Raw genomic sequence first — 24,544 nt, forward strand, 5'->3', positions numbered from 1 at the left:
CATTCAGATTAAGCACCCTTCCACCTGCCCGGGCATATTTCGCACATTCTTCTCATTAACCAGGCAGATTTGCATTTTATTGCCACTCATAAATGAACAAGGAATACATCGATAAGAGAAAGGGATTTTTTATGGGGAAGTTACCCATCAGTGTTAATACTGAATCAGTGCGTAAAAGTGCATTCGATATAGATGAGTTAGTCGCAAACACCACGACCAGACTCAGAAAATTTATCAGCCGTCGTGTTTACAATCAAAGTGATGTAGATGACCTTGTACAAATGACTTACCTTGAAGCGTTTCGCAATCAGCATAAGTTTATTGGCGCGTCCAGTAAAGAAACCTGGTTATTTGGTATTGCTTCTAACTTAGTGCGCAATCATTTTAAAAAGACATTTAGTAAACCTGAGATGGTGGCGCTGGAGGATGTCAATTTTTTAATTTCCGATCAGATATTCAACCCTGATTATATCAACGAACATAAAATACAGCTTTCTGAAACCATTGCCATGGTCGATAAATTGCCGCTCAAAATGCAAAGCGTCATTTATCATATTATGGATTCAGACACCAGTTATCACGACGCCGCCGAGCAATTAGGTATTCCCATTGGAACAATACGATCCAGGCTCTCCAGAGTGCGAAAAATACTGAAAAATAATCAGGAAGAAGGGTAACTAATGGAAATGAAATTAAATGAGCGAATCTTAAAACGACTGCCTCGTGGGCTCAGGGTTGCGCAAAAAAGCGATATTGAAGCCATGACCATGATTTTTAATGAGACAGCGAATACCGGCGCGAATTCTCCCGTAACAAGGCCGATCACTGTTAAAGAACTGGGGTTTTATATCGAGCTGTATCAACAAGACAAATTGCCGGTATATGTGCTGGAACGCGAAGGGGAAATTATCGCGTGGTTATCAGTTAACCGCTTTAGCTGGGGAACGTTAGCTTGCCGGCAGACCGGGGAAATCGCTTTATATGTGCGCGCGGATCGCTGCGGCAGCGGCCTTGGCGTTCATCTAGGGCTGGCGGCGCTGTTGCTCGGCCGTGAATATGGCTTTGAAACCCTGGTCGCCTGGATTATGGCTTCTAACCTTGCCAGCCAACGAATTGCCAAATATCTCGGCGGAGAGCAGTGGGCTTTTTTACCCAGAATTGCCCGTTTCGGTGAACAACGCGCCAGCGTCATGCTGTTTGGTTTCAGGCCGGATCTGCGTCTTTATAAATAAACCAGGGATAATTGAAATGCTAAAAATGGATTCTGTGCGTAGTCAGTTAGACAGTAAATTTAAACAAGCCAGCAGTGATTTTCAGACCGCTGCAAAAAATATGAATGGCATGTCAATGGGCGACTGGCTGATGTTTCACCAGCATATGAAACAATATTCTTCAGCCACCTGGGCGGCAAACCAGGAAGTGACGCTCAATCACAATCTGGCTCGATCAATTATTAACGATGGCCGATAAACTAACAGGTGACATGTATGAAATTATACTGGCGTATTTTTTATTCGCCTGTTTCGCATTGCGCCAGATTATCTAAACGATGCGCAACGTTAGCCCTGATATTATTAACAGCTTTTATACATCAACACGCCGTGGCGGCTGTGCCCGCCCTATTAAACAGTGGTGAATTCTCTTACCAAAACACACCTGCACCGCTAAATAAAGTGCTGGAAGATTTTGCTCATGCCTTTTCGCTACGTTTGGTTATAGACCCAAAAATTGCGGCAGAGGTAAAAAATAAACTACGCGCGACGACGGCGCAGCAGTTTCTTGAACGCCTGGCGCTTGAATATAATCTTCAGTGGTTTGTTTTCGAGGATAAATTATACGTCAGCAGTAAAACGGATCAGCAATCGTTAAAGATTAAAGTGTCTGATGAGTCAATTGATAGCCTTAAAAAGGCCTTAACGGATATTGGCCTGCTGGATAAGCGATTTGGCTGGGGAGAATTGCCGGAGAGTGCTGAAATATTGGTAAGCGGGCCAAACGAATATGTCAACCTGATAAAAATGTTTGCCGAGCAGCCTGATACCAGTAAAAACAAAGAGGGCGCTTTTGAAACTATGTTCTTTCCTTTGCGTTTCGCGGAGGCGGCCGATATCCGGGTTGAATATCAAAATGAACAGATCACCATTCCGGGCGTCGGAACAATATTATCGGAGCTATTAGATGCAAACAAATCCTCGCCCCAGCTTCAGCGCTACAATTACCCGGCTGCGCTTGAGGCAGGTGAAAGCAAAAACCCATTTAATAACCGCTTAAGCGCTTCATTTTCAGCGCTGGCTGACCGCATTTCACTGGCACCTGCACTGCCTGCACCCAGCGATGACAAGCCGAAAATCGTGGTCAGTACTCGCAGCAATGCCATCCTCATTCAGGATAACCCGGCCAAAAGGAGTGAATATGCGCAGCTTATTGAGAAGCTCGATGTTCCACTGAGATCGGTGGCCATCGACACCCTGGTTATCGACATGGATAACCGCCAGATCCTCAATACCGGCATGCCGGAAAAACGGTTAAGCCGCAGAGGCAGCGTTTACGACGCGGTTATTAACGGCAACAAATCTGTGCTTAACGCACAGGAGATGAAAAAATTTCAGGCTGAAATTCAAAAGATTGTCGAACAAGGCGGCGCGTCTTTAACCGCTCGTCCCTCACTGACCACGATGGAGAATTTTCCCGCAGTCTTTAATTTTAGCCATCAAAATCGGCAAGCGACAAAAGATGAGCCGCTCTCTACTGCGTCCAACGGTACGGTATTGCAAATTACGCCCCGCGTTATCGCCAGCGACAAACAGGAAGCGTTACAGATTAAAGTTAATATGTATAACAAAGGGACAACGCCAGCGCCGGAAGATAACAATAAGATGGGTAATCTCAGCACGCTGGTCACGGTCGATGAGGGTGATTCTTTAATTATTGGCGGTTTATCTGTACATGAAAAAAAACATACCGGCGTTAACTTGCGGGAAAGTGACAATCGGCAGCGGTTTATTATCATCACGCCGAAAATCATCCAAAAAGAGGCCAACAAAGAAAAAAGCAGGGTAATAAAAACCGCCTCAGAATATGGCAGTTCGTTTTCTAAAAAAATGTATAAGCAGATCTTCGAGGATATCACCAGGCTATCCAGCGGCACGATTTCACCCGGTTCATCGCCCGCTATCGATGATATAACCATCGAGGACGTCTGCGATATTAACTGGCCACTTACCGTTCTGGCTGGAAACGTTAAATCACTGGCAACGCAGGAATATACCCTCTCTTCATCATTAATAAAAAACGCGGGGCAGCAGCCGGTTGTATTTCATGATGCCGATTGTGATAACGATGAAAATCTCATGATCGTTCCTTACCCCAACGCGCCTATATCACCCGGCGCTTATATCGAAGTTTATATAGCCAGAAAGACCGAAACAGAGAAATAAACGCGTTTAAAGATCGTGAAGGAGCCCTGCAATGAAAATTACTCCATCAACCCCAGCTATTATTAATACATCAGTAGAAAACGGACAAAATCCGGTAATTGAGAAAAGAAATCGCCGTGAAATTCCTACCGGCTCTTTATATACCGGACCGCAAAATAATAACGACGATCGCCCTGTCCGCCCGGATGCCCGCTCGCTGGTGTTTACTCCCGACCCGCGTGGCGAAGGTTATCCCGCTGTTGAGAAACAGATTGCCGGGCAGATGATCCGCCTGTGCGAAGGGCAGACCAGCGAATCCGGCTTTACCGCCTCCTACGGCGCGCCTTACGAGGCGCGAAAATCCCTCCTCGCTTACGGCCTTGCGGCGGCGGGCATTCACGATCCGGCTGACCTGCCCGCCGACTGGTACAAACAGCCCCGGGTACTGGCGGATTTGCAGGATAGCGTTCGCGGGCAGTATGCCGCCAGCGCCAGGACGCATTTTGATGCACAGGGCAACGCGCGGGAACCGACGCTGCTGGTGGCGGCGGCGCGGGATTTTTTCGACCAGCAAATCAACACCGGCGCGCAGTACAAAACCAACACCCAGGACGATGTTCCGGGGCTCGAAGGCAAGGCGCTGGCGCAGTACAGCGATCGCGATAAAGTGCAGTCACTGCGCCATTTTGCCGGGCAACCGCTGCGCACCGAGCAGAATGAACCCACCAACGCTGAGCTGGTGATGAAAGATATCGGCGCGCTGCTGGTGCTTGACGGCATTGCCGCAGAAGCGGGGGCGATGGCGGAGTTTTTCACTGAAAAAGCGGTGACCACGGAAGGCTGGAGCGCGCTGGCTACGCTGCGCAACACTTCTGAACAGGCAACAGCCGACGTAACAATGGCTGGAGCAACCAGCACAGCGGCAGAGGTGGCGATGACCGGCGAAGCCAGGGGAGTAATGGCAGGGGAAACCACGGCGGCAACAGCCGAGGGTGCAGTGGCCGGGGAAACCGGATCGGCAGCGGCAGTAAACCGGCTGCGTCCGTCGCTGGCGGGCGATATCAGCCAGTACGCCGTGAAGGATGGCGAGGCGCTACTGAAGGAGAGCCGCGCCAGCGTCGGGGGGATTCATCAGGTGAAGGACGCGGCCGGAAATGACCGTTGGCTGCTGCGCTACCGCGAGGGAACTGGTGAAAGCAAGGTGTACGAAGTCGGGCAGGATTTTCGGCCAGGCGAAGGCCGGGCGCGCATTATCGACCCGCAGACCCGCCAGCCGGTACTGACGGTGCAGTCGGGCAATGGCGAGTGGCAGCGCAGCGCATTGCCCGGTGGGGTCAAACTGCATACCAACACCGCCACCCAAACCAGCCTTGCTGCGTCAGCCGGAACCTCCGGCGCCAGTGCGCTTTCCTCTGCTCGCCCGGAAAAATTTTCACCGGTCAGCGAAGAGCTTCGCGAGTTATATATGAGGCCTGATGAGGGGCAATTCCGGGCCAGGACGCCAAAAGAGAAAGCGGCCGATGAAAAAACGCTTCTGCATTTGAATTCGGTAAAAAACAGGCAAGAGTCAAGTATTCTTGCGGAATATATTGAAGGAGGCGATGGAACTTATCGCACGATAAATAATCATCTGCGGCATATTAGCCCCTCCGCCGAAGGGGAAACACTGGCAACGGAATTAAAAACAGCCGTAGCAAAATTGAATGATTATGACGCACCGGCATATCGGGCGGCGACCGTTCCCGCAGGTACGTACGGTAATAAAATAAAAGTCAACGATGTGGTGACGGACGCAGGATTTATGTCCGCGTCCGCATTACCACAGAATTCAATAAACTGGCTTGAAACCTGGACTGGACAATTTGAAAAGCAATCTACCGACAAAGTACTTTTTATTTTAGACCGCACAACGCCAAAAAAAATGGCGGCCGGCGGCATGCTGCCCGACCATATTTTAGTTAACCCCAACACGCCTTTAAAAGTTAAAGAAATTCACGCCCTCGAAGGTAATGCATCACGTGATCCCATAACCATTGTCAGATTGAAAGATGCAGAACACCCTTTCAGGCATGATATTAAGAATATTTTTTCCGGAAATATTGAGTTACCCGCCGTCGACGTGCCATTCCTGAAAAAATTAGGTATGCGTCATTAATTTGACGACCTGTAGTACGACATCTTTTTTATTTGTGCAAAAGAGGTGGTTATGAAAATCGATCCTGTATCAATTCCTGTTTTTCCCCAGCCAATAATCCGCGAGGAAACTTCCGCCAAAAACAAACGCGAAATCCCCACCGGCTCGTTATATACCGGGCCAGGAAATAATAATGATGACCGTGTCGTGCGCCCTGATGTTCGCACCCTGCGTTTTACCGCCGATGCACGCGGTGAGGGTTACCCGACGCTGGAAAAACAGATTGCCGGGCAGATGATCCGCCAGCGCGAAGGCCAGAGCAGTGAATCCGGTTTTACCGCCTCCTATGGCGCGCCTTACGAGGCGCGAAAATCCCTCCTCGCTTACGGCCTTGCGGCGGCGGGCATTCACGATCCGGCTGATCTGCCCGCCGACTGGTACAAACAGCCCCGGGCACTGGCGGATTTGCAGGATAGCGTTCGCGGGCAGTATGCCGCCAGCGCCAGGACGCATTTTGATGCGCAGGGCAACGCGCGGGAACCGACATTGCTGGTGGCGGCGGCGCGGGATTTTTTCGACCAGCAAATCAATACCGGCGCGCAGTACAAGACCAATACCCAGGACGCTGTTCCGGGTCTGGAAGGCAAGGCGCTGGCGCACTACAGCGACCAGGATAAGGTGCAGGCGCTGCGCCATTTTGCCGGGCAGCCGCTGCGTACCGAACAGAATGAGCCGTCGAATGCTGAGCTGTTTATGAAGGATATCGGCACGCTGCTGGTGCTGGACGGTCTGGCCGCCGACGCCGGTGCGATGGCGGAACTCTTCAGCGAGGAAGCTCTGGCCAGCGAAGGCGCGGCGCTTGCCGGAATGCGCAGCGCCCCGGAAGAGGTTCTGACGGAAGAAGCCGGGACGGAAGCGGGTATCGGGGCGGAGGTGAACCGCCTGCGCCCTTCGCTGGCGGGTGATATTCGCCAGTACGCGTTGCAGGATGGCGAGGCGCTGCTGAAAGAGAGCCGGGCTGGCGCGGGCGGGATTCACCAGGTGAAAGACGCCGCCGGGAATGACCGCTGGTTGCTGCGTTACCGTGGCGCAGAAGGGGAAAGCCAGGTGTACGAAGTCAGCCCGGATTTCCGCGCAGCCGAAGGCCGGGCGCGCATTATCGATCCAGCGACACGCAAACCGGTGCTCACGGTGGAATCCGCCGGCGGCGAGTGGCAGCGCAGCGGGTTGCCGGGCGGGATCAACCCCCAATTTTTAAACGCGCCTGCTCAGCAAATGTATGGCAACCCGCGCGCCGGGCTGGCTGAAGCACGACGTGATGTCGCGCTTTCCCGCCCGACGCCGATGGATGTCGATTCGCAACCCGGCTCCTCAACGTCCGGCAGCGTATCGCCAGCCGATCGCCCGCTTGATTTAAGCCTGCCGCGATCGCTGCCGGATTCGCGCGCCTCCTCCCCGGTGACACTGGAAAGCAGCCTGCCGCCAACGCCCGCGACACCGGTATTCGATGCGACGGCAAGCCGTTCAGCATCATCGGCGTCGCCCTTCTCACCCGCGCTTTCAGAAGAGGTGTCCACAACCGGCCTCCCCCGCACGCCCGGCGCTTCACTGTTTGGGGAGGAGAGCAAAAGCCCCTCTCTTGCCGGCGCTTCGCCTGCGCGAAGCACTGAGTCCCCCATTTCGGGTTTGAGTTCACGAAGCAGCTCCCCCGCGTCGGTGGTGACGTCCGGCGCAGAACACTCTCCTTATGCCGATAACGGGATTACAGTTAACCCATGGGCACCGACTATCCAGTTGCCTTCGGGAAGCTATCTCAATGACCGGGGTTACATTGAGCGAGCTGATTTTACAAAGTTGTACCGGGTGGAGAAGAATGATCGCGTGGCGCGGCGCGGCGATCCGCAAGAGATTGGTTTTCGTGACGGGAATTATTTTGCCGGGGTAGAGAAAATGATGTCCGGCCCGGTGGTGTTTGTTGCGCGCACGCGGGAAGGCGCGGAGCGCTTCGGCCGGGGCGAGTTTGGCGGCGTTTTCCACCTTTATGAAATTGACGCCAAAGGGATTCCCGGTGTCTCACTGCGGGAAAACGTTGAGCATAATGAGCACTATATGGAGCTGGCGAATACCACGCCGCCCGGCTATATCGCCGGGCTGCGTGAAAAGAACCGTCTGGAAAGATTTGGCGATTACGCCTGGTCATTCGATGAGGTTCATCTGGCCAATAACCTGGTGACGCCGGATAAAATCACCAAAATTTACTAACGTTGATGTGCCAGGCAGAGCCATTACTCGTGCGGTAATGGCTCTTTTATTTCATAGCGTTATCTATCTGCGGATCGTCTGGCGGCATACTCGCGTTGATAGCCGCGATAAAACTCTCACTGAATGTCTGCCAACTCAGGGTAAAACTGCCGTGAGTGCTTTTCAGACACACCTCATCTTTGGCCTGCTGGCTATCGCTTACCAGCGACCAACGCAGATCGGTATGTTGTGCTAAATAGTCCGCAGCTTGCGCATATTGCCGGGGATTAACGAGTAACCGTGCTGCGCTGCTTGTTTCTGTGTGCTTTTTCAGTTGGTTAAGTAAGGCTTCGAGGCGTGCTCTGGCAGGCTTTTTGGCAAACGCGAGTTCCAGTGCCTGCGCCAGCAACGCTTTTGCAGCGTCGACGATACACCGGCGCATCTCTTCACGTTCTTTTTCCCAGTCATCAAGGATAACCCGCGCCTGCGCCCACAACGCTGTCGATACCTCTTCATAGGCCTGCTGACGAAGCTGTTCTGCGGCGAGTTGCGCCTGTTTTATTACCTCCCTGGCGCGAAGATGCGCGTTATCCATTACCGCGTCGGACAAGCAAAAGTTGGCGACATCCTCTTTGCGGATCACCGGTTGTCGCACCAGCGAAATACCGGCGAGCGGGCTGATTTTATGCATTGTCAGCATGGCTATTTTCCCGTTAGCGTTCGCGCTGCATCCAGGCGATAACCGCCATCCACAGCGCGGAAAGTTTTTGTGGCGCAAGGGTGATAGCGGCCTGGTGTTCGACCACTTCAACGTTCTCTTTTGGCAAAGAAAAGCGCATTCGCGACCAGACAGGCTCGCCAACCCAGCCACGAAGCAAGATGATTCCGGTAATTTCCGGATCGGAGGAGAGAGGTGGCATCCATAGCCCTGGTTTTAACCCCATAGCCAACCGGCGACACCATTGCTGAGCATCTGGAGACAAAAAATGATAGACCGATGATGGACCAGCCACGCAGACACAAAAAAGGGCTTCAAATAATAAAACGCGCTGGTGTTGTAATAGCTCAATGACGTTAATAAACGCCTCTGTGGGTTCAGGAATCGCCGTAGGTTTGACACCAAAAAGGTTATCAATCCAGAGCCTTTGGTGTGTTTCAGCATAAGTGATAACCGCGTGGATAAGGTGCAACTCTTCCGGCAATGGCCAACTGTGATGACGTTTATGGCGCCAGCCATCGCGCCACCAGTGAATCCATCGCAGCATGAAAATCCCTTTAATGAAATTGATGTCATTTTTTCTGTATAAAGAAATAAAGCGACGCAAGTAAGCAGAGACCACCCAGAAAATACAATATCATGGTGTTTGGCTTTCTATTTTCCGGCGCAATACCTTGCGCTTTATATTCCTCTGTGGGGATAAAAGAAATAGACAATTTTTTATCATCGGCATCCACCATTCCCGGAATACTGCTGAGCGCCATTCGCCTGATAACGGGCTGTAATTTTTCCACACGAACATCCCGGTTATATTTAATAAATACCGCCGCTGAGGCGGGTTGTATTGGCTCGCCCGCTGAGATACGTTCCGGCAGAACAATATGAACCCTTGCCATAATAACGCCATCGATTTGCGATAACGTAAACTCGAGTTCCTGAGATAAGGCATAAATATAACGCACGCGTTCTTCAAGCGGTGACGAAATCATCCCTTCCTTACGAAAAACATCTCCCAGGCTAACATAGCTCTGGGAGGGCAATCCTGCGGAATGTAATATTTTCACAGCTTCAGGAAGATCGGACATGGCTATCGAAACGGAATAACCCGTTTTATCCGAACGCTTTGCGGCCTCAATACCTTTGTCCTTGAGTTCTGCAACGATGGCGTTAGCCGCTGGCTCAGCAAGCCCCTGATATAACGCCAGTTCACCCTGGCACCCGGAGAGGAAGGTGACCAGTAATAACAAGGTGATGGCGTTAATTGCTCTTATTAACATAATGGGTTTTATCGTTATTGCAGGTTGGTCATTCGCTCCACGCTGCTGGTCATTTTACTGATCATTTTCGAGACAAACTGGTTATTTAAATAATAGTTCGACATCGACCGGTTGGCTTTCAGTACATCAAAAGGATCATTGCTCCCGGAAGCCGCTTTTAAATCCCGCCCCGCCTGCCTGGAGAGCTTTTCTAACATATCAGATAACTGGCGCAGGATAGATTTCGTATCGGTAATGCAATCATTTCGGTCATTGCCCGGCCGGTGGTGATTATTTGAACCGGAACAGCTATTCCCGTTATTGCCTGGTCGATTGCAACTATTCCAGTTATTATCAGGGCGGTTGCAACCATCCCAGTTATTATTTGGCTTATGGCAGTTGTTGCTGGGTTTATTGCAGTTATTCCAGTCATTGTTTGGCTTGTTGCAATGATTCCAGTCGTTATCGGGTTTATGACAGTTTTTGCCATCGTCTGGTTTACAGCAGGTATTATTATTTTCTGGCGGTTTAGGGGTGGAACCGCAGCGCGTTAACACATTATTGTTTTGCTGAAAAACAACCTGTGGGTTGCTTACCATATTTAAAGCTGCTCTGGTAATAAAACACATAGAATACTCCTTTATCGCACAGTGCTATTTTATTAACGCCATTCAATATTGAATGGCTTTACCCGCCTGCTGCATTGAGTTTTGCGCTTTTGTCGACGAATCGATTAACGAACTGGTAATACCGTTAACGGTATCGGTGATCATTTTGGCTGACTGCGCCTGGGCGTTCATCATGGTTGTCGCGGCGGAAACCATATCCAGTTGTCCCATGGACGCTAAAGACGCGCCCATTGAAGCTCCTCCGGCCATAACGTTTTCTCCTTATTGATGAGTAGTGACTTGGGGTTGCTACGATCTATTGGTGGCGCTTTTTTATAAAACCGTTCACTTTTCGCGAGACGTTTTTAAATGCTTAGCGCGCCATTTGCGCGGGTCTGGTTAACTGGCTTCCTTTGCGCTCATCATGTTACATTTTGGTGACATTCCACCCACTTCTGCCACCATGACCATTTCCGTATTTTGTATTCTGCTGTTCGCCGCGCTGCTGCATGCCAGCTGGAACGCGATTGTGAAAGCGGGCAGCGACAAGCTCTATTCGGCCATTGCCGTCAGTGGTTCCGCCGCATTAATCGCGCTGATTTTACTGCCTTTTTCTCCCCAACCGACGCTCGCCAGCGCGCCTTATCTCATTGCCAGTTGCGCTTTGCAGGTGATCTACACGGTGCTGGTCGCCAAAACCTACCAGGTGGCGGATATGAGCCAGACCTACCCGCTGATGCGCGGCACCGCGCCGCTGCTGGTAGCGATAATCAGCGTGTTGTGGCTTGGCGATTCGCTCTCAAGCATGGCCTGGGGCGGGATTGCGGTGATCTGTCTGTCGATTCTCGGTATGGCGTTCAATGGTCGCAGCCAGTCGCGTAAAGGCATCTGGCTGGCGTTACTCAACTCCTGCTTTATCGCCGGTTATACGCTGGTGGATGGCACCGGCGTGCGCCTTGCTGGTTCGGCGCTCGGCTACACATTGTGGACATTCTTTATGAATGGCTTCTGCCTGCTGGTGTGGGCGATGCTGGCGCGTCGACAAGAAGTGACACGCTATCTGGTGGCAAACTGGAAAAAAGGGTTGCCCGGCGGTATCGGCACGATGGGCTCCTATGGACTGGCGTTGTGGGCAATGACACAAGCGCCGCTGGCGGTGGTGGCGGCACTGCGTGAAACCTCGATTCTTTTCGGCGCGCTACTGGCTTTTTTGTTGCTGAAGGAGAAGGTCGCCGGGCTGCGTATCGTCGCAGCCTGCGGTATTGCCGTCGGGGCAATTTTACTGCGTCTTGCATAAGACAAACTGGCAACAAAAGTTGCCGAAAATCGTTTACAAAACCTGCCTGGCGCAGCATTGCCATTGCTGTGCCGCATAGTGGTTCTGTCATCTGACTGTGCTAGATTTCTCCCGCATAAAGGCTGAATTGCAGCCATATATTCTTTAATTCCTCAATTTCTTAAAGTAATCATCGAGATGAAAAGGCAAAGAAACGTCAATTTGCTGTTGATGCTGGTGCTTCTGGTCGCCGTCGGACAAATGGCGCAAACCATTTATATTCCGGCTATTGCCGATATGGCGCGCGATTTAAACGTGCGCGAAGGCGCGGTGCAGAGCGTGATGGCGGCTTATCTGCTGACTTATGGCGTCTCGCAGCTGTTTTATGGCCCGCTGGCGGACAGAATTGGGCGCAGGCCGGTGATCCTCGCCGGGATGACCATTTTTATGCTGGCGACGCTGATGGCTATCTCCACGCACAGCCTGACGGTGTTAATTCTGGCCAGTGCTTTACAGGGCATTGGTACCGGCGTCGGTGGCGTGATGGCGCGAACCCTGCCGCGTGATCTTTACGCGGGAACGGAACTGCGTCATGCCAATAGCCTGTTAAATATGGGGATTCTGGTCAGCCCGTTACTGGCGCCGCTGATTGGCGGCGTGCTGAACACGCTGGTGAACTGGCGCGCCTGTTTTATCTTCCTGCTGGCGCTTTGCGCAATTGTCACCTTCAGTATGGCGCGCTGGATGCCGGAAACCCGCCCAACGGACGCGCCGCGCATCCGGCTTATCGCCAGCTATAAAACGCTGTTCGGCAGCGGCGCATTTAACTGCTATCTGCTGATGTTAATTGGCGGTCTGGCGGGGATTGCGGTGTTTGAAGCCTGTTCCGGCGTGCTGATGGGCGGCGTTCTTGGCCTCAACAGCATGACCGTCAGTGTACTGTTTATCCTGCCGATTCCGGCAGCGTTTTTTGGTGCATGGTTTGCCGGGCGGCAGAATAAGCGCTTCACCACGCTGATGTGGCAGTCAGTGATTAGCTGCCTGGCGGCCGGTATTCTGATGTGGATCCCCGGTTTGCTGGGCGTGATGAACATCTGGACGCTGGTGGTTCCCGCCGCGCTGTTCTTCTTCGGCGCCGGGATGCTGTTTCCGCTGGCAACCAGCGGCGCGATGGAGCCGTTCCCGTTTCTCGCCGGAACGGCGGGGGCGCTGGTCGGTGGTTTACAGAATATCGGCTCCGGCGGTCTGGCGTGGCTTTCGTCACAACTGCCGCAGACCAGCCAGTTTAGCCTTGGGATGCTGATGACGCTGGCCGGGCTTTTGATCCTGCTGTGCTGGCTGCCGCTGGCGTCGCGTTTTGCTCGCCACGAACCGGCGATTTAACCTCATGATGGCCCGACTTCGCGTCGGGCTTGCAGCAATCTGGCGCGATCATCACCTTCAGTAACGGCTCCGGCGCGGGTCGCCATGCACCCTCTTCACCGTCATAAAATTGCGTATCGGTGTTGATCGCGTAAGGGATTTTCACCTTGTTCAGCTCGCAAGCCATAAAACGGGCAAACGCCAGTTGCGATTCGGTTGGCGTGCTTTTCATTGATTCCCCAACGGCCCAACCGCCAACCCAACTGCTATGCCCTGTTTTCTGCTGCCAGCGCACGGCGGTGTTGATTCGTGCGCGAATGGCGGCTTTTTCCGCCGTTGTGCCGGAGGTCCATGGGTATTTACCGTTCGCTTTTAGCGGCCCCCAGGGAAAGATGTGCCATTCGGCGAGCAGGAAATTCTGGCTATGCGGCGGCAACTTCAGCGAGGGCAGATCTTCAGGGGCGGCACGCATCCGTGGTGCGATAAAAATCATGCGTTGCGGATCAATATCATGCAGCGTTCTGACAACGTTTTCATAGGCGCGATTTAACGCAGACAGGTCGTGGTTAAGTTTATCGGCCGGTTCATAAATCACGTCAAAACCGAGCGTCGGGTGGTCGGTGCCAAAAAAGGTGCCGACGGTTTTCCACCACACCACCAGTTGCGCTTCGTTTTTCGCGTCGGGATCGGCTTTGAAGCTATCCGCCTGGTAAGCGATAATCGGGATCACGCCATACTTTTCGCAGGCTTCCACCAGTTTACGCAAATGGATCAGGCGTGCTTCGGTCATGTTATCGGCAACGCGAATACGCACATGGCGGATGCCCGCATCGTAGAAATCACGCACCACCAGCGGGTCAAACTCACGAATTCCCCGGTCGGTACGCGCCCAGTCGACATCCATCCCCACGCCCAACTGCTGCGCGTAATGCGCCGCTGTCAGCGGAGTATCAGCGGCAAACGCAGAGGTTCCCGCCAGCAGCATAGCAACAGCAATCAGTGGCTTTAACACAGTTAACCTTGTGAAAATTGGGGGCGAATACATGTATTTAGCATGCTTTACGCCACAACGTGTAGCGGCAAAACGTAATAAATTCTCACCACGTCTGCACACTTGCACCGACGGCGTATTCCTGTTTTCTTTAACCATCCGCTTTCGATGATGAAGAACCGATGAAAAACGCCGACCTCCAGAAACTCATCCAACACGACACGCTAGTACAAAGGCTTATCGACCTGCAAGAAACGCGCTGGTTTAACCCTAATACTACCTCGGTTGCCGAGGCTTTGCCGCATGTTGGCCTGACACCGCAAAATGTTAGCGATGCGCATGCCCGCCTGGCGCGCTTTGCGCCTTTTATTGCGAAGGCATTTCCGGAAACCGCGGCCAGCGGCGGCATCATCGAATCCGACGTGGTACCGATCCCGTCAATGCAGCGTCGTCTGGGACAAACCATCACTGGTGAGCTGTGGCTGAAAAAAGACAGCCACTTGCCGATTTCCGGTTCAATTAAAGCGCGCGGCGGCATTTATGAAGTGCTGACCCACGCGGAAAAACTGGCCTTCGCCGCCGGGCTGTTGACGCCGCAAGACGATTACAGCCGCTTGCTCTCGCCAGAATTCACCCGTTTTTTTAGCCAGTACAGTATCGCCGTCGGTTCGACCGGTAATCTCGGGTTGTCGATTGGCATTATCAGTGCGCGCCTCGGTTTTCGCGTAACGGTACATATGTCTGCCGATGCCCGCGCCTGGAAAAAAGCGCTGCTGCGCAGCCACGGAGTGAACGTGGTGGAGTATGCCGAAGATTACGGTGTCGCCGTTGAGCAAGGGCGCCGCGCGGCGCAAGCGGACGCGAACTGCTTTTTTATTGATGATGAAAACTCACGCACGCTGTTCCTCGGGTATGCCGTCGCCGGGCAGCGGCTAAAAGATCAGTTTGCCCGCATCGGCAAAGTGGTCGATAAAGACCATCCGCTGTTTGTCTATCTTCCCTGCGGCGTTGGCGGCGGCCCTGGCGGCGTGGCGTTCGGCCTGAAGCTGGCGTTTGGTGATGATGTGCATTGTATTTTTGCCGAACCGACGCATTCGCCGTGCATGCTGCTTGGCGTGTACACCGGTCTGCATGATGGCATTGCGGTGCAGGATTTAGGCATCGATAACCAGACCGCCGCCGATGGGCTGGCCGTTGGTCGCGCGTCGGGTTTTGTTGGCCGCGCGATGGAACGCCTGCTGGACGGCTTTTACACCGTCGATGACCAGACGCTTTATCACCTGCTGGGATTACTGGCGCAGGAAGAGAACATTTTGCTGGAACCGTCGGCGCTGGCAGGCATGTCGGGACCGAAACAGATCAGTGAAGCGCGCGATTACCATCAGCTTCACGGCTTTAGCCAGGCACAACTGGCCCAGGCCACCCATCTGGTGTGGGCGACGGGTGGCGGTATGGTTCCGGCAGAAGAGATGGCGCAGTACCTGGCGAACGCGCGCTGATTCAGCGATGGTTGCGCATAAAAGACATCAACTCCATCGGCGAACGCCGCTGTTTAAGCAGGTCACGCATAACACGCATATGCGGCGCGGTATGGCTGAAAAAGTGCTGGTAGCCGTGGCATAACGCGCTTTTTCCCTGTACAAAGCGGTGCTTCGGGCAGTCGCCCTGGCAAAAGCGCAGCACATCGCAACGGCGACAGTCATCGGGCAGAGTACTCTTTTTGCCCTGCCCAAAAGCGATAGCCTCATGGCTGAGATTCATCTCTTCGCTCGCAATGGGGTGCAAGTTGCCAGGCTGGCAGGCCGGGTAAGCGTAGTGATCGCACTGGTATCGATCGCCGTTCGCGTCCAGCGCAAAGGCGTAACCGCAGGTTTCGCCGAAGGGACACATTTGCGACGGGTCACCACGCCAGACGCCGAGCGTTGAATCAAATAGCTGGACATAAACCCGGCCAATATCCTCGCGCACCCAGCCATCAAAAACAGCGGTCAGGAAACGACCCCACGCCTCGCCGCTTACAGATTCCGCCGTTAAATTTCCTTGCCGATCCTGCTCCACCAGCGGGATAAACTGCAAAAACGGCGTACCGAGCGAGCGCAGGTACTGGTACAAGCGCTGCGGCTGCTGGCTGTTGAGGTTGTTAACGATACAGAGCAGCTTGTATTCCATGCCGTGTTTCGCCAGTCGTTGAATCGCGTTGATGACGTTATGGTGTGACGGCGTGCCGCTACGGTTAACGCGGTAAGCATCATGCATCTCTGCCGGACCATCAACGGAGATAGCGACCACCCAGCCGTGCTCACGAAAGAAGCGACACCAGGCATCGTTCAGCAAAATCCCGTTAGTTTGACAGACATTTTCTATTCGTTTGCCATTGGCGAACTGCGCCTGGAACGCGGCAACCCGACGAAAAAAATCCAGCCCGCTTAGGGCGAGTTCACCACCTTGCCAGGCAAACGGCACAACACTGCCCGGCTGGGCGTCGATCTGCTGACGAATAAACGCCTGCAGCGTGGCATCATCCATGACCTTTTGTTGCTGCTTTTCAATGTAACAGCAGTAGCGGCAGTGAAGAGTGCAGCAAGAACTGGCGGGCTTGGCCATAACGTGGCAGCCTGGCATGCGGTGTTCCTCAGAAAATCAGGAGTAATTGACGGATATGCGTTACAGCAAACAGTAATGCGAGGGAGAGCACCGCGAGAGAGATCAACAATTTGTCACGAACCGCGCCAGATAAGACGAAATCACTTTTATTCACATCCATTAAGATTCGTTCATGTGTGTAACGCCAAAGCAGAAGCGCCACGCACAGCAACACGCCGAGTGAGATCCAAAACGGCAGCCCCGAATGCTGCCAGTTATGTCTGACCGCCAGCGCCATCAGCGCGCCGTAACCGAACAATGTGCGCAGCCACGCCAGCGACGTGCGTTCCGGCTGCAAACCCGGGTCTTTTTCGCGGCATGCTTTGCGATTATCCACCATAGAAAACCAGCACCATCACCACCAGCGCAACCGCCAGCAAAATAACGCTTATCACCAGCAGCGCGCGGGTGTAGGGCAAATCTTCTTTCAGGCGCATCGCTTTTTCATTCGCCAACCAGCGCAAATAGCCATACAACGCCAGCCCGCCAGAGAAGAGACACAGCAGCAGCGCCAGCACTTCGCGGATCAGCGGCGTGGCAAATTCCGGCGCTAACTGATCCAGACCAACGCCGGCCGCCAGAAAACCAAGCGCCGTGCGGATCCATGCAAGGAAAGTGCGTTCATTCGCCAGCGAAAAGCGGTAGTCCGGCGCTTCGCCGACGCGGGAGATTTTCATGGAGGCTCCTTGTTGCTCTACTGGTCAACAAAGTAGCGGATACGGTGAATTTTTTCGACACGTTTCACAGTAAGGACCGGCATCCTGACGATGCCGGTCGCGGGGATTAATGCAACTCAGGCCAGAAATCTTTATTAGCTTCGACTAAATCATCCAGAATGGCTTTGGCGACAGAAGCGCTCGGAACCGTTTTGGACAAGGTTATCGCCTGCCATAACTTCTGATAAGAGCGTTGCTCCCAGGCATCCACCACCAGTTTTTCCACGGCGACTTGCTGACTCATCAACCCTTTCTGGAAATGCGGAATATCGCCAACTGTGAGCGGTTGCGGGCCGTTTTTACCCACCAGGCAGGGGATCTCTACCATCGCGTCAGCGTCAAAGTTATGGATCGCGCCATTGTTCGGCACAATCAGCAGCATGCGCTCCTGAGTATTGAAGGCGATGGCGGTTGCCAGATCGACGATGTACGACGCATGTTCGTCGATTTCCAGCTCACCTGCCGAAGATTTCCCCGCTTCAATAATGGCGCGACAGGAGCCAAACACCTGTTTTTCACGGTGATCCATCACTTCATTGGCGCGGGTTCGCTCAGGATTGGAATGCGCCACTACATAATCCGGGAACAAGTAATACTTCAGATAGGTGTTCGGCATGGTATCCGGGTCAAGCGCCTGCACATCTTTCGCTTTAGCGAAGGTATCGTTCCAGCTTGCTTCGGTGTGCTCATCTTTCGCCGGAGGTACATAGCCATTTTTCGCTACATATTCGCGTAATTTCGGCATTAAATCGTTGCCGTTTAAATCTTCAATCGATGTCCACCAGCCGAAGTGGTTCAGCCCGTAATAGCGCACCCGCATCTGTTTGCGATCTTGCAGACCCACAATCTGCGCCATGCGCCCTTCTATCCCGATAGGCATATCGCAGATATTGAGGATTTTAGCCTGCGGACGCAGGCGGCGCGTCGCTTCCGCCACGATAGCGGCCGGGTTGGAGTAGTTCAGCATCCAGGCGTTCGGGGAATATTTTTCCATATAGTCCACCAGCTCCAGCACGCCGCCAATGGAGCGCATACCGTACGCAATGCCGCCTGGGCCACAGGTTTCCTGGCCGACAACGCCGTGGCGCAACGGGATTTTTTCATCCTGTTCGCGCATTGGATATTTGCCGACGCGGATGTGCGCCATCACAAAGTCGACATCGGTAAAGGCCGCCTGCGGATCGGTGGTGTAGCTGAATTCAATATCAGGTGCCTGCTCCCGCAGGATGATTTTGCAGGCCTCGGCGATAGTTTCCTGGCGCGCGCCGTCATTGTCATAGAACTTTAGCTTCCGCAGCGGAAAACGTTCGCGATTAGCCAGTAACATCAACACTATACCCGGCGTAAAGGTGCTGCCGCCACCGGCAATAACAACGGAGAATTTTTTCATGATACAGCCTCTGTCATGGTAGATGGTTCGGGGGATAAAGGGGTTTTCATCAGAGATTCAAGCTGGTCGCGTACTTGCGGAACATGCAGACCGACAATCACCTGAATAGCGTTGCCGCGACGTACCACACCGTGCGCACCCAGTGCTTTAAAGACGTCATCACTTTGCGTTTTCGCCATATCGACCAGCGCGATACGCAGCCGGGTGGCGCAGTTATTCACACTTTCAATATTTGCGCTGCCACCCAGCGCCTGCAGGAAACCGGCCGCCTGTCCGAGTTGGGTATTCGCGGCCGCCGCCGTGGTTTGCCCGCGCGCAGCTTTGTAGTCGGCTTTGCTGTAGAGTTTGATTTCGCTCTCTTCCCGGCCCGGGGTTTTCAGGTTAAAGCGCACAATCAATGTGCGGAAAACCACGAAGTAGAGCGCGGTAAAGCACAGGCCAATAGCGATTTGGGTGAACACCATCGCCGCATGGTTATGGAACATCGGGATCCAGTTTTGTGGCAGGAACTGGTCGAGCAACCCACCGCCCATATTGCCGACCACACCGAAGCTGTACATCACCGTCGCCATGGACGCGGCGAGTACCGCGTGAACAGCGAACAGCAGCGGCGAGATAAACAGGAAGGTAAATTCCAGCGGTTCGGTAATGCCCACCAGTACAGCAGTGAGCGTGGCGGGGATCAGCAGGCCAGCAACTTTGACGCGGTTTTCCGGCGCGGCGGTGTACCACAATGCCAGCGCGATACCGACAGAACCGAAGACTTTCGAGTTACCGTGCAGCGCAAAGCCGCCTTCCGGGAACAAAGCTTTCAGCGGCTCGGTGCTCAGGCTGAATTCCTGTAAGTGCTGCGCCCAGTAAACCTGGATCCCGCCTTCCACCGCCGCCGGACCGAAAATAAACGGACCATAGACAAAATGGTGCAACCCGGTCGGGATCAGAATGCGTTCCAGGAAGGTATACACCCACACGCCCAGCGCACCGGCAGAGCGTAAAAAAGCCTGTAAAGATTCAATACCCAACTGCACTTTCGGCCAACCAAGCAGGGTTAACCACGCGCAGGGGATCATCACCAGAAAGGCGATAATCACTACAAACGACGTCCCCTGGAAAATCCCCAGGAAGACCGGCAACGGCTTTTCGAAAAAGCGGTTATGAATGGCGGTGACAATCCCGGAAATCACGATCGCGCCAATAATGCTGGTATCGAGCGTTTTAATTCCGGCGATCAGCGTAAGACCGCTGCCTGCAGTCGGTTCTGCGGAGAAATCCACGCCAAAGAAGTGACCCCAGGTCATCCCCATGGCGTTGATAAAGTAGTTCCAGGTTAAAAAGCTAATCAGCACCGCGAGGCAAGCGCGGCCCTGCGCTTGTTTTGCCAGGCCAATCGGTAAGCCAACGGCGAACAGCAGCGGCATATTGCGAAACACGGTCCAGCCGCCCTCTTCGATAATATGCACAATCTGCGCGAAGAGGTTATCGGGCGCGGTTAAGGCTTCGCCGACGAACAGCGGGTTGCGCAGCATAATGGCGATACCCACCACCATGCCCGCGAAGGGAAAAAGCAGCACCGGGGTAAACATTGCGCCGCCGAAACGTTGTATTTGACTGAGCATTTTTAAATCCTCATGAAACAACCTGTAGGGGAGAGGCCTTGTTATGTTTTGGTGGCCTGAAGTGAGCATATGAATTCACCTGCCAGCCGGCTGGAGACGCCGCTGCGTTCCGTGATCCCTTTCATGGTTTTATTTCGCCCCTTCAGGTCTACTTTTTGCGTTAAAAATGGACATCTTTGATGAGGCGATTCCCCTTATGAGGCGTAAAGAGGTCTACAGGTGATCTATAAATCGATTGCTGAGCGGCTGCGTCTGCGGCTGAATTCATCGGATTACAATGTTGGTAGCCCCTTGCCGGGTGAAAAAACGCTGGCGCAGGAATTTGGCGTAGCGCGAATGACTATCCGAAAAGCGGTTGATCTGCTGGTGGTGTGGGGGCTGGTGGTGCGCCGTCACGGCAGCGGCACCTTTGTCGCACGCAAGGATGTGCACCACGAAACCACTAATCTTACCGGGCTGGTGGAGGTGCTGCGCCAGCAGGGCAAAGAGGTGTACAGCAAAGTGCTGCTGTTTGAAGTGATGCCTGCGCCACCGGCGATTGCCAGCCAGTTACGTATCCAGATTAATGAGCGCATCTACTTTTCACGCCGGGTTCGCTATGTCGAGGGCAAACCGCTGATGCTGGAAGATAGCTATATGCCGGTGAAACTGTTCCGCACGCTCTCATTGGCGCATCTTGAAGGGTCAAAGTTTGATTACATCGAAAAAGAGTGCGGCATAACGATTAGCGGCAACTACGAAAGCCTGACGCCGGTGCTGGCGGATAAGCAACTGGCGCAAACATTGAACATCCAGGAGCAAACGCCGCTGCTGCGCATTACCTCTCTTTCCTACAGCGACAGCGGCGAGTTTCTTAACTACTCAGTGATGTTTCGTAACACTCGCGATTACCAGGTGGATTACCATTTGCGGCGTATCCACCCGGAAACGCCGTTAGCCCATACCCCAGAAGATCACCGCCAGTAATTGCGGCGTGATAATGCGCAGAAACATTACCAGCGGGTAAACCGTGGCATAGGAGAGTGCCGCTGCGCCGCTGGTCGGGTGAAGCGCATTAGCGAAGGCCAGCGCGGGCGGATCGGTCATTGACCCGGCCAGCATGCCGCACAAAGTCAGGTAGTTCATCTTCGCCAGCATCCGCGCCAGCAAACCGACAGTTACCAGCGGAACGGCGGTAATGAAAATGCCGTACCACATCCATTTAACCCCATCGCCGTGGGTCAGCGTGGCGATAAAATCCCCGCCGGATTTCAGCCCGACCACCGCCAGAAACAGCACAATACCCAGTTCCCGCAGCGCCAGGTTGGCGCTGGGCGGCATAAACCAGTACAGCTTGCCGATACTGCCGATACGCCCAAGGATCAGCGCCATAATCAGCGGCCCACCGGCCAGCCCCAATTTTAACGCCGCAGGAAAACCGGGAATAAACACCGGCACCGATCCCAATAACACGCCGAGGCCAATACCGATAAACACCGGCAGCATCTGTACTTGTTGCAGTTTATGCTGCGCATTACCGACCTCATTGGCGACGGCGTCAATCGCCGCTGGCCGTCCTACGAGGTTGAGAATATCGCCGAACTGCAGGCTGGCGTCGCTGCTGGCCACCAACTCTACCCCGGCGCGGTTAAGGCGCGAGATCACCACGTCGTAGCGCTCTTTAAAGTGCAGATCGCGGATTTTTTTCCCCAGCACCTTTTCGTTGGTGACCACCACGCGCTCTACCCGCAAATCTGTACCGCGCGTAGACAACGAGACATCGACTTCCTGACCGATGACCACTTGAGCGTTATGCAGATCTTTCGGTAAACCGACCAAATGCAACAAGTCTCCGGCTTCAATCAGCGTGCCCGGCGAAGGCACCATCAACAACTCACCGCGTTTTAAGCGTGAGCAGATGATTTTATCGCTGTTGAGGATGGGCACGTCCTGAATCGCCATCTTGTTGAGGTTCGGGTTTTCGACACGAATATTGATGGTACGAATTAGCGATGTTCCGTTACTGAGAGTGGCGTCGTGCTTGCGCGCTTCCTCATCCACATTGACGCGAAACAGCACGCGCAGTAACCACATGCTGAGCAAAATGCCGCAGATCCCGAACGGATAGGCCATCGCGTAGCTCATCCCCATTTGATCCAGAACCGGGCCTGCAATGCCCAAATCACGCAGGATTTGTTGCCCCGCGCCGAGCGCCGGGGTGTTGGTTACCGCGCCGGAGAAAATCCCCAGCACTACCGGCAGCGGAATAGCGAACAACTTATACAGAATGGCAGTGACCAGCCCGCCGAGAAGGACTATCAGAATAGCGAACAGATTCAGCCGCAGGCCGGAGACGCGTAGTGAGGCGAAGAAGCCCGGCCCGACCTGAATGCCAATGGTATAAACAAACAGGATCAGGCCGAACTCCTGCACAAATAACAGCATTGGGCTGCTTAACGGAATGCCCAGTTGATCAACAAAGTGGCCGACGATTATCCCACCGAACAGCACACCACCGATGCCAAACCCGATGCCGCGAATCTTCAGATTACCTATCCATAACCCGACGACAGCAACGAGTGCCAGAACGCTTACGGTTAACGCGATATCACTCATGATCGTTTCCCTGTACATGATGACTACAGGAATATTGGCAGAAGCGGTAATAACTGTATGGGTGATGCTGCACAAAGTGCAGGGATTTTCTCTGCTTCGTGATGTGGCGAAAATTGCACCAGCAAACGACGCCTGCCCCGAATCAAAGCAGCGTTGTCCGCCTGTCTCTCCGCGTCAGGATGGGGTCAAACCCTATGCTTGCTAAGCATCTGCGTAACTCCAGCCGCAACAACAGGTTATGGCATGGTTAATGCAAAAGACCACTTTTGTTAACAACAGGGTGGCAGAATGACAAATACAACATTGACCAATGTGGTGGTAGCAAGCCCGAAAAAGTGGATGCAACTGGCGCTGGGCCTGTTGTGCATGGTTTCCATTTCCAGCCCGCAGTATGTCTGGGCGCTGCTGACGCGACCGTTTATGGAAAAACTGCACGTGCCGCTGGCCGAAATCCAGCTCACCTTTTCGTTGCTGATTATTCTGCAAACCTTCTTCTCCCCTTTTCAGGGACGGTTAATTGATAAGTTTGGCCCACGGCGGCTGATTGCCATCGGCACGGTGCTGAGCGGCGTAAGCTGGATGCTGACCGCCACCATCAGCAGCCTGCCGGAACTCTATCTCTATTACGGCGTACTGGGCGGCCTTGGCACCGGCATTGTTTATATCGGCGTGGTTGGCCTGATGGTGCGATGGTTCCCGGAAAAACGCGGATTTGCCACAGGGATGGTGGCGGCGGGCTACGGTATGGGCGCGATACTGACGACCTTTCCGGTGACGCAATCGCTGGCCGCCAAAGGGCTGGAGAATACGCTGTGGCAATTTGGCCTGCTGATGGCGGTAATCGGGTTTATCGCCAGTCAGGGGCTGCGGGCGCCGCACAGCATCCCTACAGAGGAGGTCACCAGCAACCTGAAGATGAGCGATAAAAGCCTCGCGCCGAAAGAGATGCTGCGAAAACCGCTCTTTTGGCTGATGTTTGCGATGATGACCATGATGTCTACCTCGGGACTGATGGTGACGTCGCAGATGGCTATTTTCGCTGAGGATTTCGGCATCACCGCCGTCACGGTAATGGGCATGGCGGCGCTGCCGCTGGCAATGACCATCGACCGTTTTATGAATGGCTTAACGCGCCCGGTGTGCGGGTATATTTCGGATCGGATTGGCCGGGAAAACATGATGTTTATCGCTTTTGGCCTGGAAGGCTGCGCCATGGCGCTGTGGTTACTATGCAAAGACGATCCGCTGCTGTTTGTTCTGCTTTCCGGGGTGGTCTTTTTCGGTTGGGGCGAGATTTTCTCCCTGTTTCCCGCCACGCTCACCGACACCTTCGGTACGCAGCATGCCACTGCGAATTACGGCTGGCTCTATATTTCTCAGGGGATTGGTTCGATTTTCGGCGGCCCGCTGGCGGCACTGCTATACCAACAAACCGGCAGCTGGAAGCTGGTGTTTGGCTGCGCCATTACGCTGGATATCCTCTGCGCGTTGCTGGCCTTCTTTGTGCTGAAACCCTGGCGTCACCGCTTCTTGCAGAGCGTGCGGGCATAAACAAAAAAGGCTCCGCGTGCGGAGCCTTTTC

The 24,544-nt window shown here is 53.6% G+C and carries 23 protein-coding genes; 11 read left to right on the forward strand and 12 right to left on the reverse strand.

The genetic code is table 11. The annotated features are described in order from the left end of the window. The first annotated feature begins 131 nt into the window (after positions 1-131). Genes IP581_RS23000 through IP581_RS23025 form a run of 6 tightly spaced genes read left to right on the forward strand, consistent with a single transcriptional unit; the run spans position 132 to position 7,812 of the window. Positions 132-677, forward strand: a complete 546-nt coding sequence (locus IP581_RS23000; RefSeq protein ID WP_086872266.1) for an RNA polymerase sigma factor — start codon at positions 132-134, stop codon at positions 675-677. Between the two features lie 3 nt (positions 678-680). Then, positions 681-1,232, forward strand: a complete 552-nt coding sequence (locus IP581_RS23005) for a GNAT family N-acetyltransferase (RefSeq protein ID WP_097399763.1) — start codon at positions 681-683, stop codon at positions 1,230-1,232. 16 nt (positions 1,233-1,248) lie between these two features. Beyond that, a complete protein-coding gene (locus tag IP581_RS23010) occupies positions 1,249-1,470 on the forward strand; it encodes a hypothetical protein (protein ID WP_086872262.1) in 222 nt (73 codons plus the stop codon). Positions 1,471-1,487: 17 nt separating this feature from the next. After that, positions 1,488-3,437 (forward strand): secretin N-terminal domain-containing protein, encoded by a 1,950-nt coding sequence (locus tag IP581_RS23015; protein ID WP_193821462.1) that lies wholly within the window; start codon positions 1,488-1,490, stop codon positions 3,435-3,437. A gap of 31 nt (positions 3,438-3,468) precedes the next feature. Further along, positions 3,469-5,571 carry a hypothetical protein gene (locus IP581_RS23020; RefSeq protein ID WP_193821463.1) on the forward strand — a complete coding sequence of 701 codons (2,103 nt, stop codon included), beginning with the start codon at positions 3,469-3,471 and terminating at the stop codon, positions 5,569-5,571. 51 nt (positions 5,572-5,622) lie between these two features. Further along, positions 5,623-7,812 (forward strand): hypothetical protein, encoded by a 2,190-nt coding sequence (locus tag IP581_RS23025; protein ID WP_193821464.1) that lies wholly within the window; start codon positions 5,623-5,625, stop codon positions 7,810-7,812. A 46-nt stretch (positions 7,813-7,858) separates the two neighbouring features. Here the strand turns inward: IP581_RS23025 and sctL are convergent, their stop codons facing one another. From sctL to IP581_RS23050, 5 genes are read right to left on the reverse strand one after another with little or no spacing between them, the layout of a single operon-like run. Further along, complete coding sequence (gene sctL, locus IP581_RS23030; RefSeq protein WP_193821465.1) at positions 7,859-8,491, reverse strand: type III secretion system stator protein SctL; 633 nt, start codon at positions 8,489-8,491, stop codon at positions 7,859-7,861. A gap of 13 nt (positions 8,492-8,504) precedes the next feature. Beyond that, positions 8,505-9,116, reverse strand: a complete 612-nt coding sequence (locus IP581_RS23035) for a hypothetical protein (RefSeq protein ID WP_228007797.1) — start codon at positions 9,114-9,116, stop codon at positions 8,505-8,507. Then, on the reverse strand, positions 9,082-9,786 hold the full coding sequence (sctJ, locus tag IP581_RS23040) for a type III secretion system inner membrane ring lipoprotein SctJ (protein ID WP_193821466.1): 705 nt from the start codon (positions 9,784-9,786) through the stop codon (positions 9,082-9,084). The genes IP581_RS23035 and sctJ overlap by 35 nt, the downstream gene beginning before the upstream one ends. A 14-nt stretch (positions 9,787-9,800) precedes the next feature. Next, complete coding sequence (locus IP581_RS23045) at positions 9,801-10,394, reverse strand: EscI/YscI/HrpB family type III secretion system inner rod protein (protein ID WP_086872247.1); 594 nt, start codon at positions 10,392-10,394, stop codon at positions 9,801-9,803. A gap of 42 nt (positions 10,395-10,436) precedes the next feature. Beyond that, the gene (locus tag IP581_RS23050) at positions 10,437-10,625 is read right to left on the reverse strand and encodes a hypothetical protein (RefSeq protein ID WP_017458094.1); all 189 of its coding nucleotides are present in this window, start codon (positions 10,623-10,625) and stop codon (positions 10,437-10,439) included. Between the two features lie 211 nt (positions 10,626-10,836). Here IP581_RS23050 and IP581_RS23055 point away from each other — a divergent pair, with 211 nt between their 5' ends. Further along, a complete protein-coding gene (locus tag IP581_RS23055; RefSeq protein WP_097399756.1) occupies positions 10,837-11,670 on the forward strand; it encodes a DMT family transporter in 834 nt (277 codons plus the stop codon). 177 nt (positions 11,671-11,847) lie between these two features. Further along, positions 11,848-13,032, forward strand: coding sequence for a multidrug efflux MFS transporter EmrD (gene emrD / locus IP581_RS23060; protein ID WP_097399755.1), 1,185 nt, complete (start codon positions 11,848-11,850; stop codon positions 13,030-13,032). Here the strand turns inward: emrD and IP581_RS23065 are convergent. Then, positions 12,935-14,023 (reverse strand): cellulase family glycosylhydrolase, encoded by a 1,089-nt coding sequence (locus IP581_RS23065; protein WP_193821467.1) that lies wholly within the window; start codon positions 14,021-14,023, stop codon positions 12,935-12,937. The genes emrD and IP581_RS23065 overlap by 98 nt on opposite strands. Positions 14,024-14,184: 161 nt before the next feature. Between IP581_RS23065 and dsdA the strand changes: the two genes are divergently transcribed. Further along, complete coding sequence (gene dsdA, locus IP581_RS23070; protein WP_193821468.1) at positions 14,185-15,501, forward strand: D-serine ammonia-lyase; 1,317 nt, start codon at positions 14,185-14,187, stop codon at positions 15,499-15,501. Between the two features lies 1 nt (position 15,502). On the opposite strand, the gene IP581_RS23075 is transcribed toward dsdA, so the two are convergent. The 5 genes from IP581_RS23075 to IP581_RS23095 form a co-directional block, all read right to left on the reverse strand. Beyond that, on the reverse strand, positions 15,503-16,624 hold the full coding sequence (locus IP581_RS23075; RefSeq protein ID WP_193821469.1) for an anaerobic sulfatase maturase: 1,122 nt from the start codon (positions 16,622-16,624) through the stop codon (positions 15,503-15,505). A 10-nt stretch (positions 16,625-16,634) separates the two neighbouring features. After that, the gene (locus tag IP581_RS23080; protein WP_193821470.1) at positions 16,635-16,985 is read right to left on the reverse strand and encodes a DUF202 domain-containing protein; all 351 of its coding nucleotides are present in this window, start codon (positions 16,983-16,985) and stop codon (positions 16,635-16,637) included. Then, positions 16,975-17,322: a YidH family protein gene (locus tag IP581_RS23085; protein WP_193821471.1), complete on the reverse strand. Its 348-nt coding sequence runs from the start codon at positions 17,320-17,322 to the stop codon at positions 16,975-16,977. Before IP581_RS23085 ends, IP581_RS23080 begins: the two co-directional genes overlap by 11 nt. 106 nt (positions 17,323-17,428) lie before the next feature. Continuing rightward, positions 17,429-18,751 (reverse strand): 6-phospho-alpha-glucosidase, encoded by a 1,323-nt coding sequence (locus IP581_RS23090; protein WP_086872235.1) that lies wholly within the window; start codon positions 18,749-18,751, stop codon positions 17,429-17,431. Next, positions 18,748-20,367 (reverse strand): alpha-glucoside-specific PTS transporter subunit IIBC, encoded by a 1,620-nt coding sequence (locus tag IP581_RS23095; RefSeq protein WP_193821472.1) that lies wholly within the window; start codon positions 20,365-20,367, stop codon positions 18,748-18,750. Before IP581_RS23095 ends, IP581_RS23090 begins: the two co-directional genes overlap by 4 nt. 219 nt (positions 20,368-20,586) lie before the next feature. Between IP581_RS23095 and IP581_RS23100 the strand changes: the two genes are divergently transcribed. Further along, complete coding sequence (locus tag IP581_RS23100; RefSeq protein ID WP_193821473.1) at positions 20,587-21,333, forward strand: GntR family transcriptional regulator; 747 nt, start codon at positions 20,587-20,589, stop codon at positions 21,331-21,333. Here the strand turns inward: IP581_RS23100 and IP581_RS23105 are convergent. Next, on the reverse strand, positions 21,301-22,962 hold the full coding sequence (locus IP581_RS23105) for a putative transporter (RefSeq protein WP_193821474.1): 1,662 nt from the start codon (positions 22,960-22,962) through the stop codon (positions 21,301-21,303). The genes IP581_RS23100 and IP581_RS23105 overlap by 33 nt on opposite strands. A gap of 288 nt (positions 22,963-23,250) precedes the next feature. Here IP581_RS23105 and oxlT point away from each other — a divergent pair, with 288 nt between their 5' ends. Then, on the forward strand, positions 23,251-24,513 hold the full coding sequence (gene oxlT, locus IP581_RS23110; protein WP_193821475.1) for an oxalate/formate MFS antiporter: 1,263 nt from the start codon (positions 23,251-23,253) through the stop codon (positions 24,511-24,513). Positions 24,514-24,544: the final 31 nt, after the last annotated feature.

Source organism: Kosakonia pseudosacchari, assembly GCF_015167415.1.
Classification (GTDB): Bacteria; Pseudomonadota; Gammaproteobacteria; order Enterobacterales; family Enterobacteriaceae; genus Kosakonia; species Kosakonia pseudosacchari.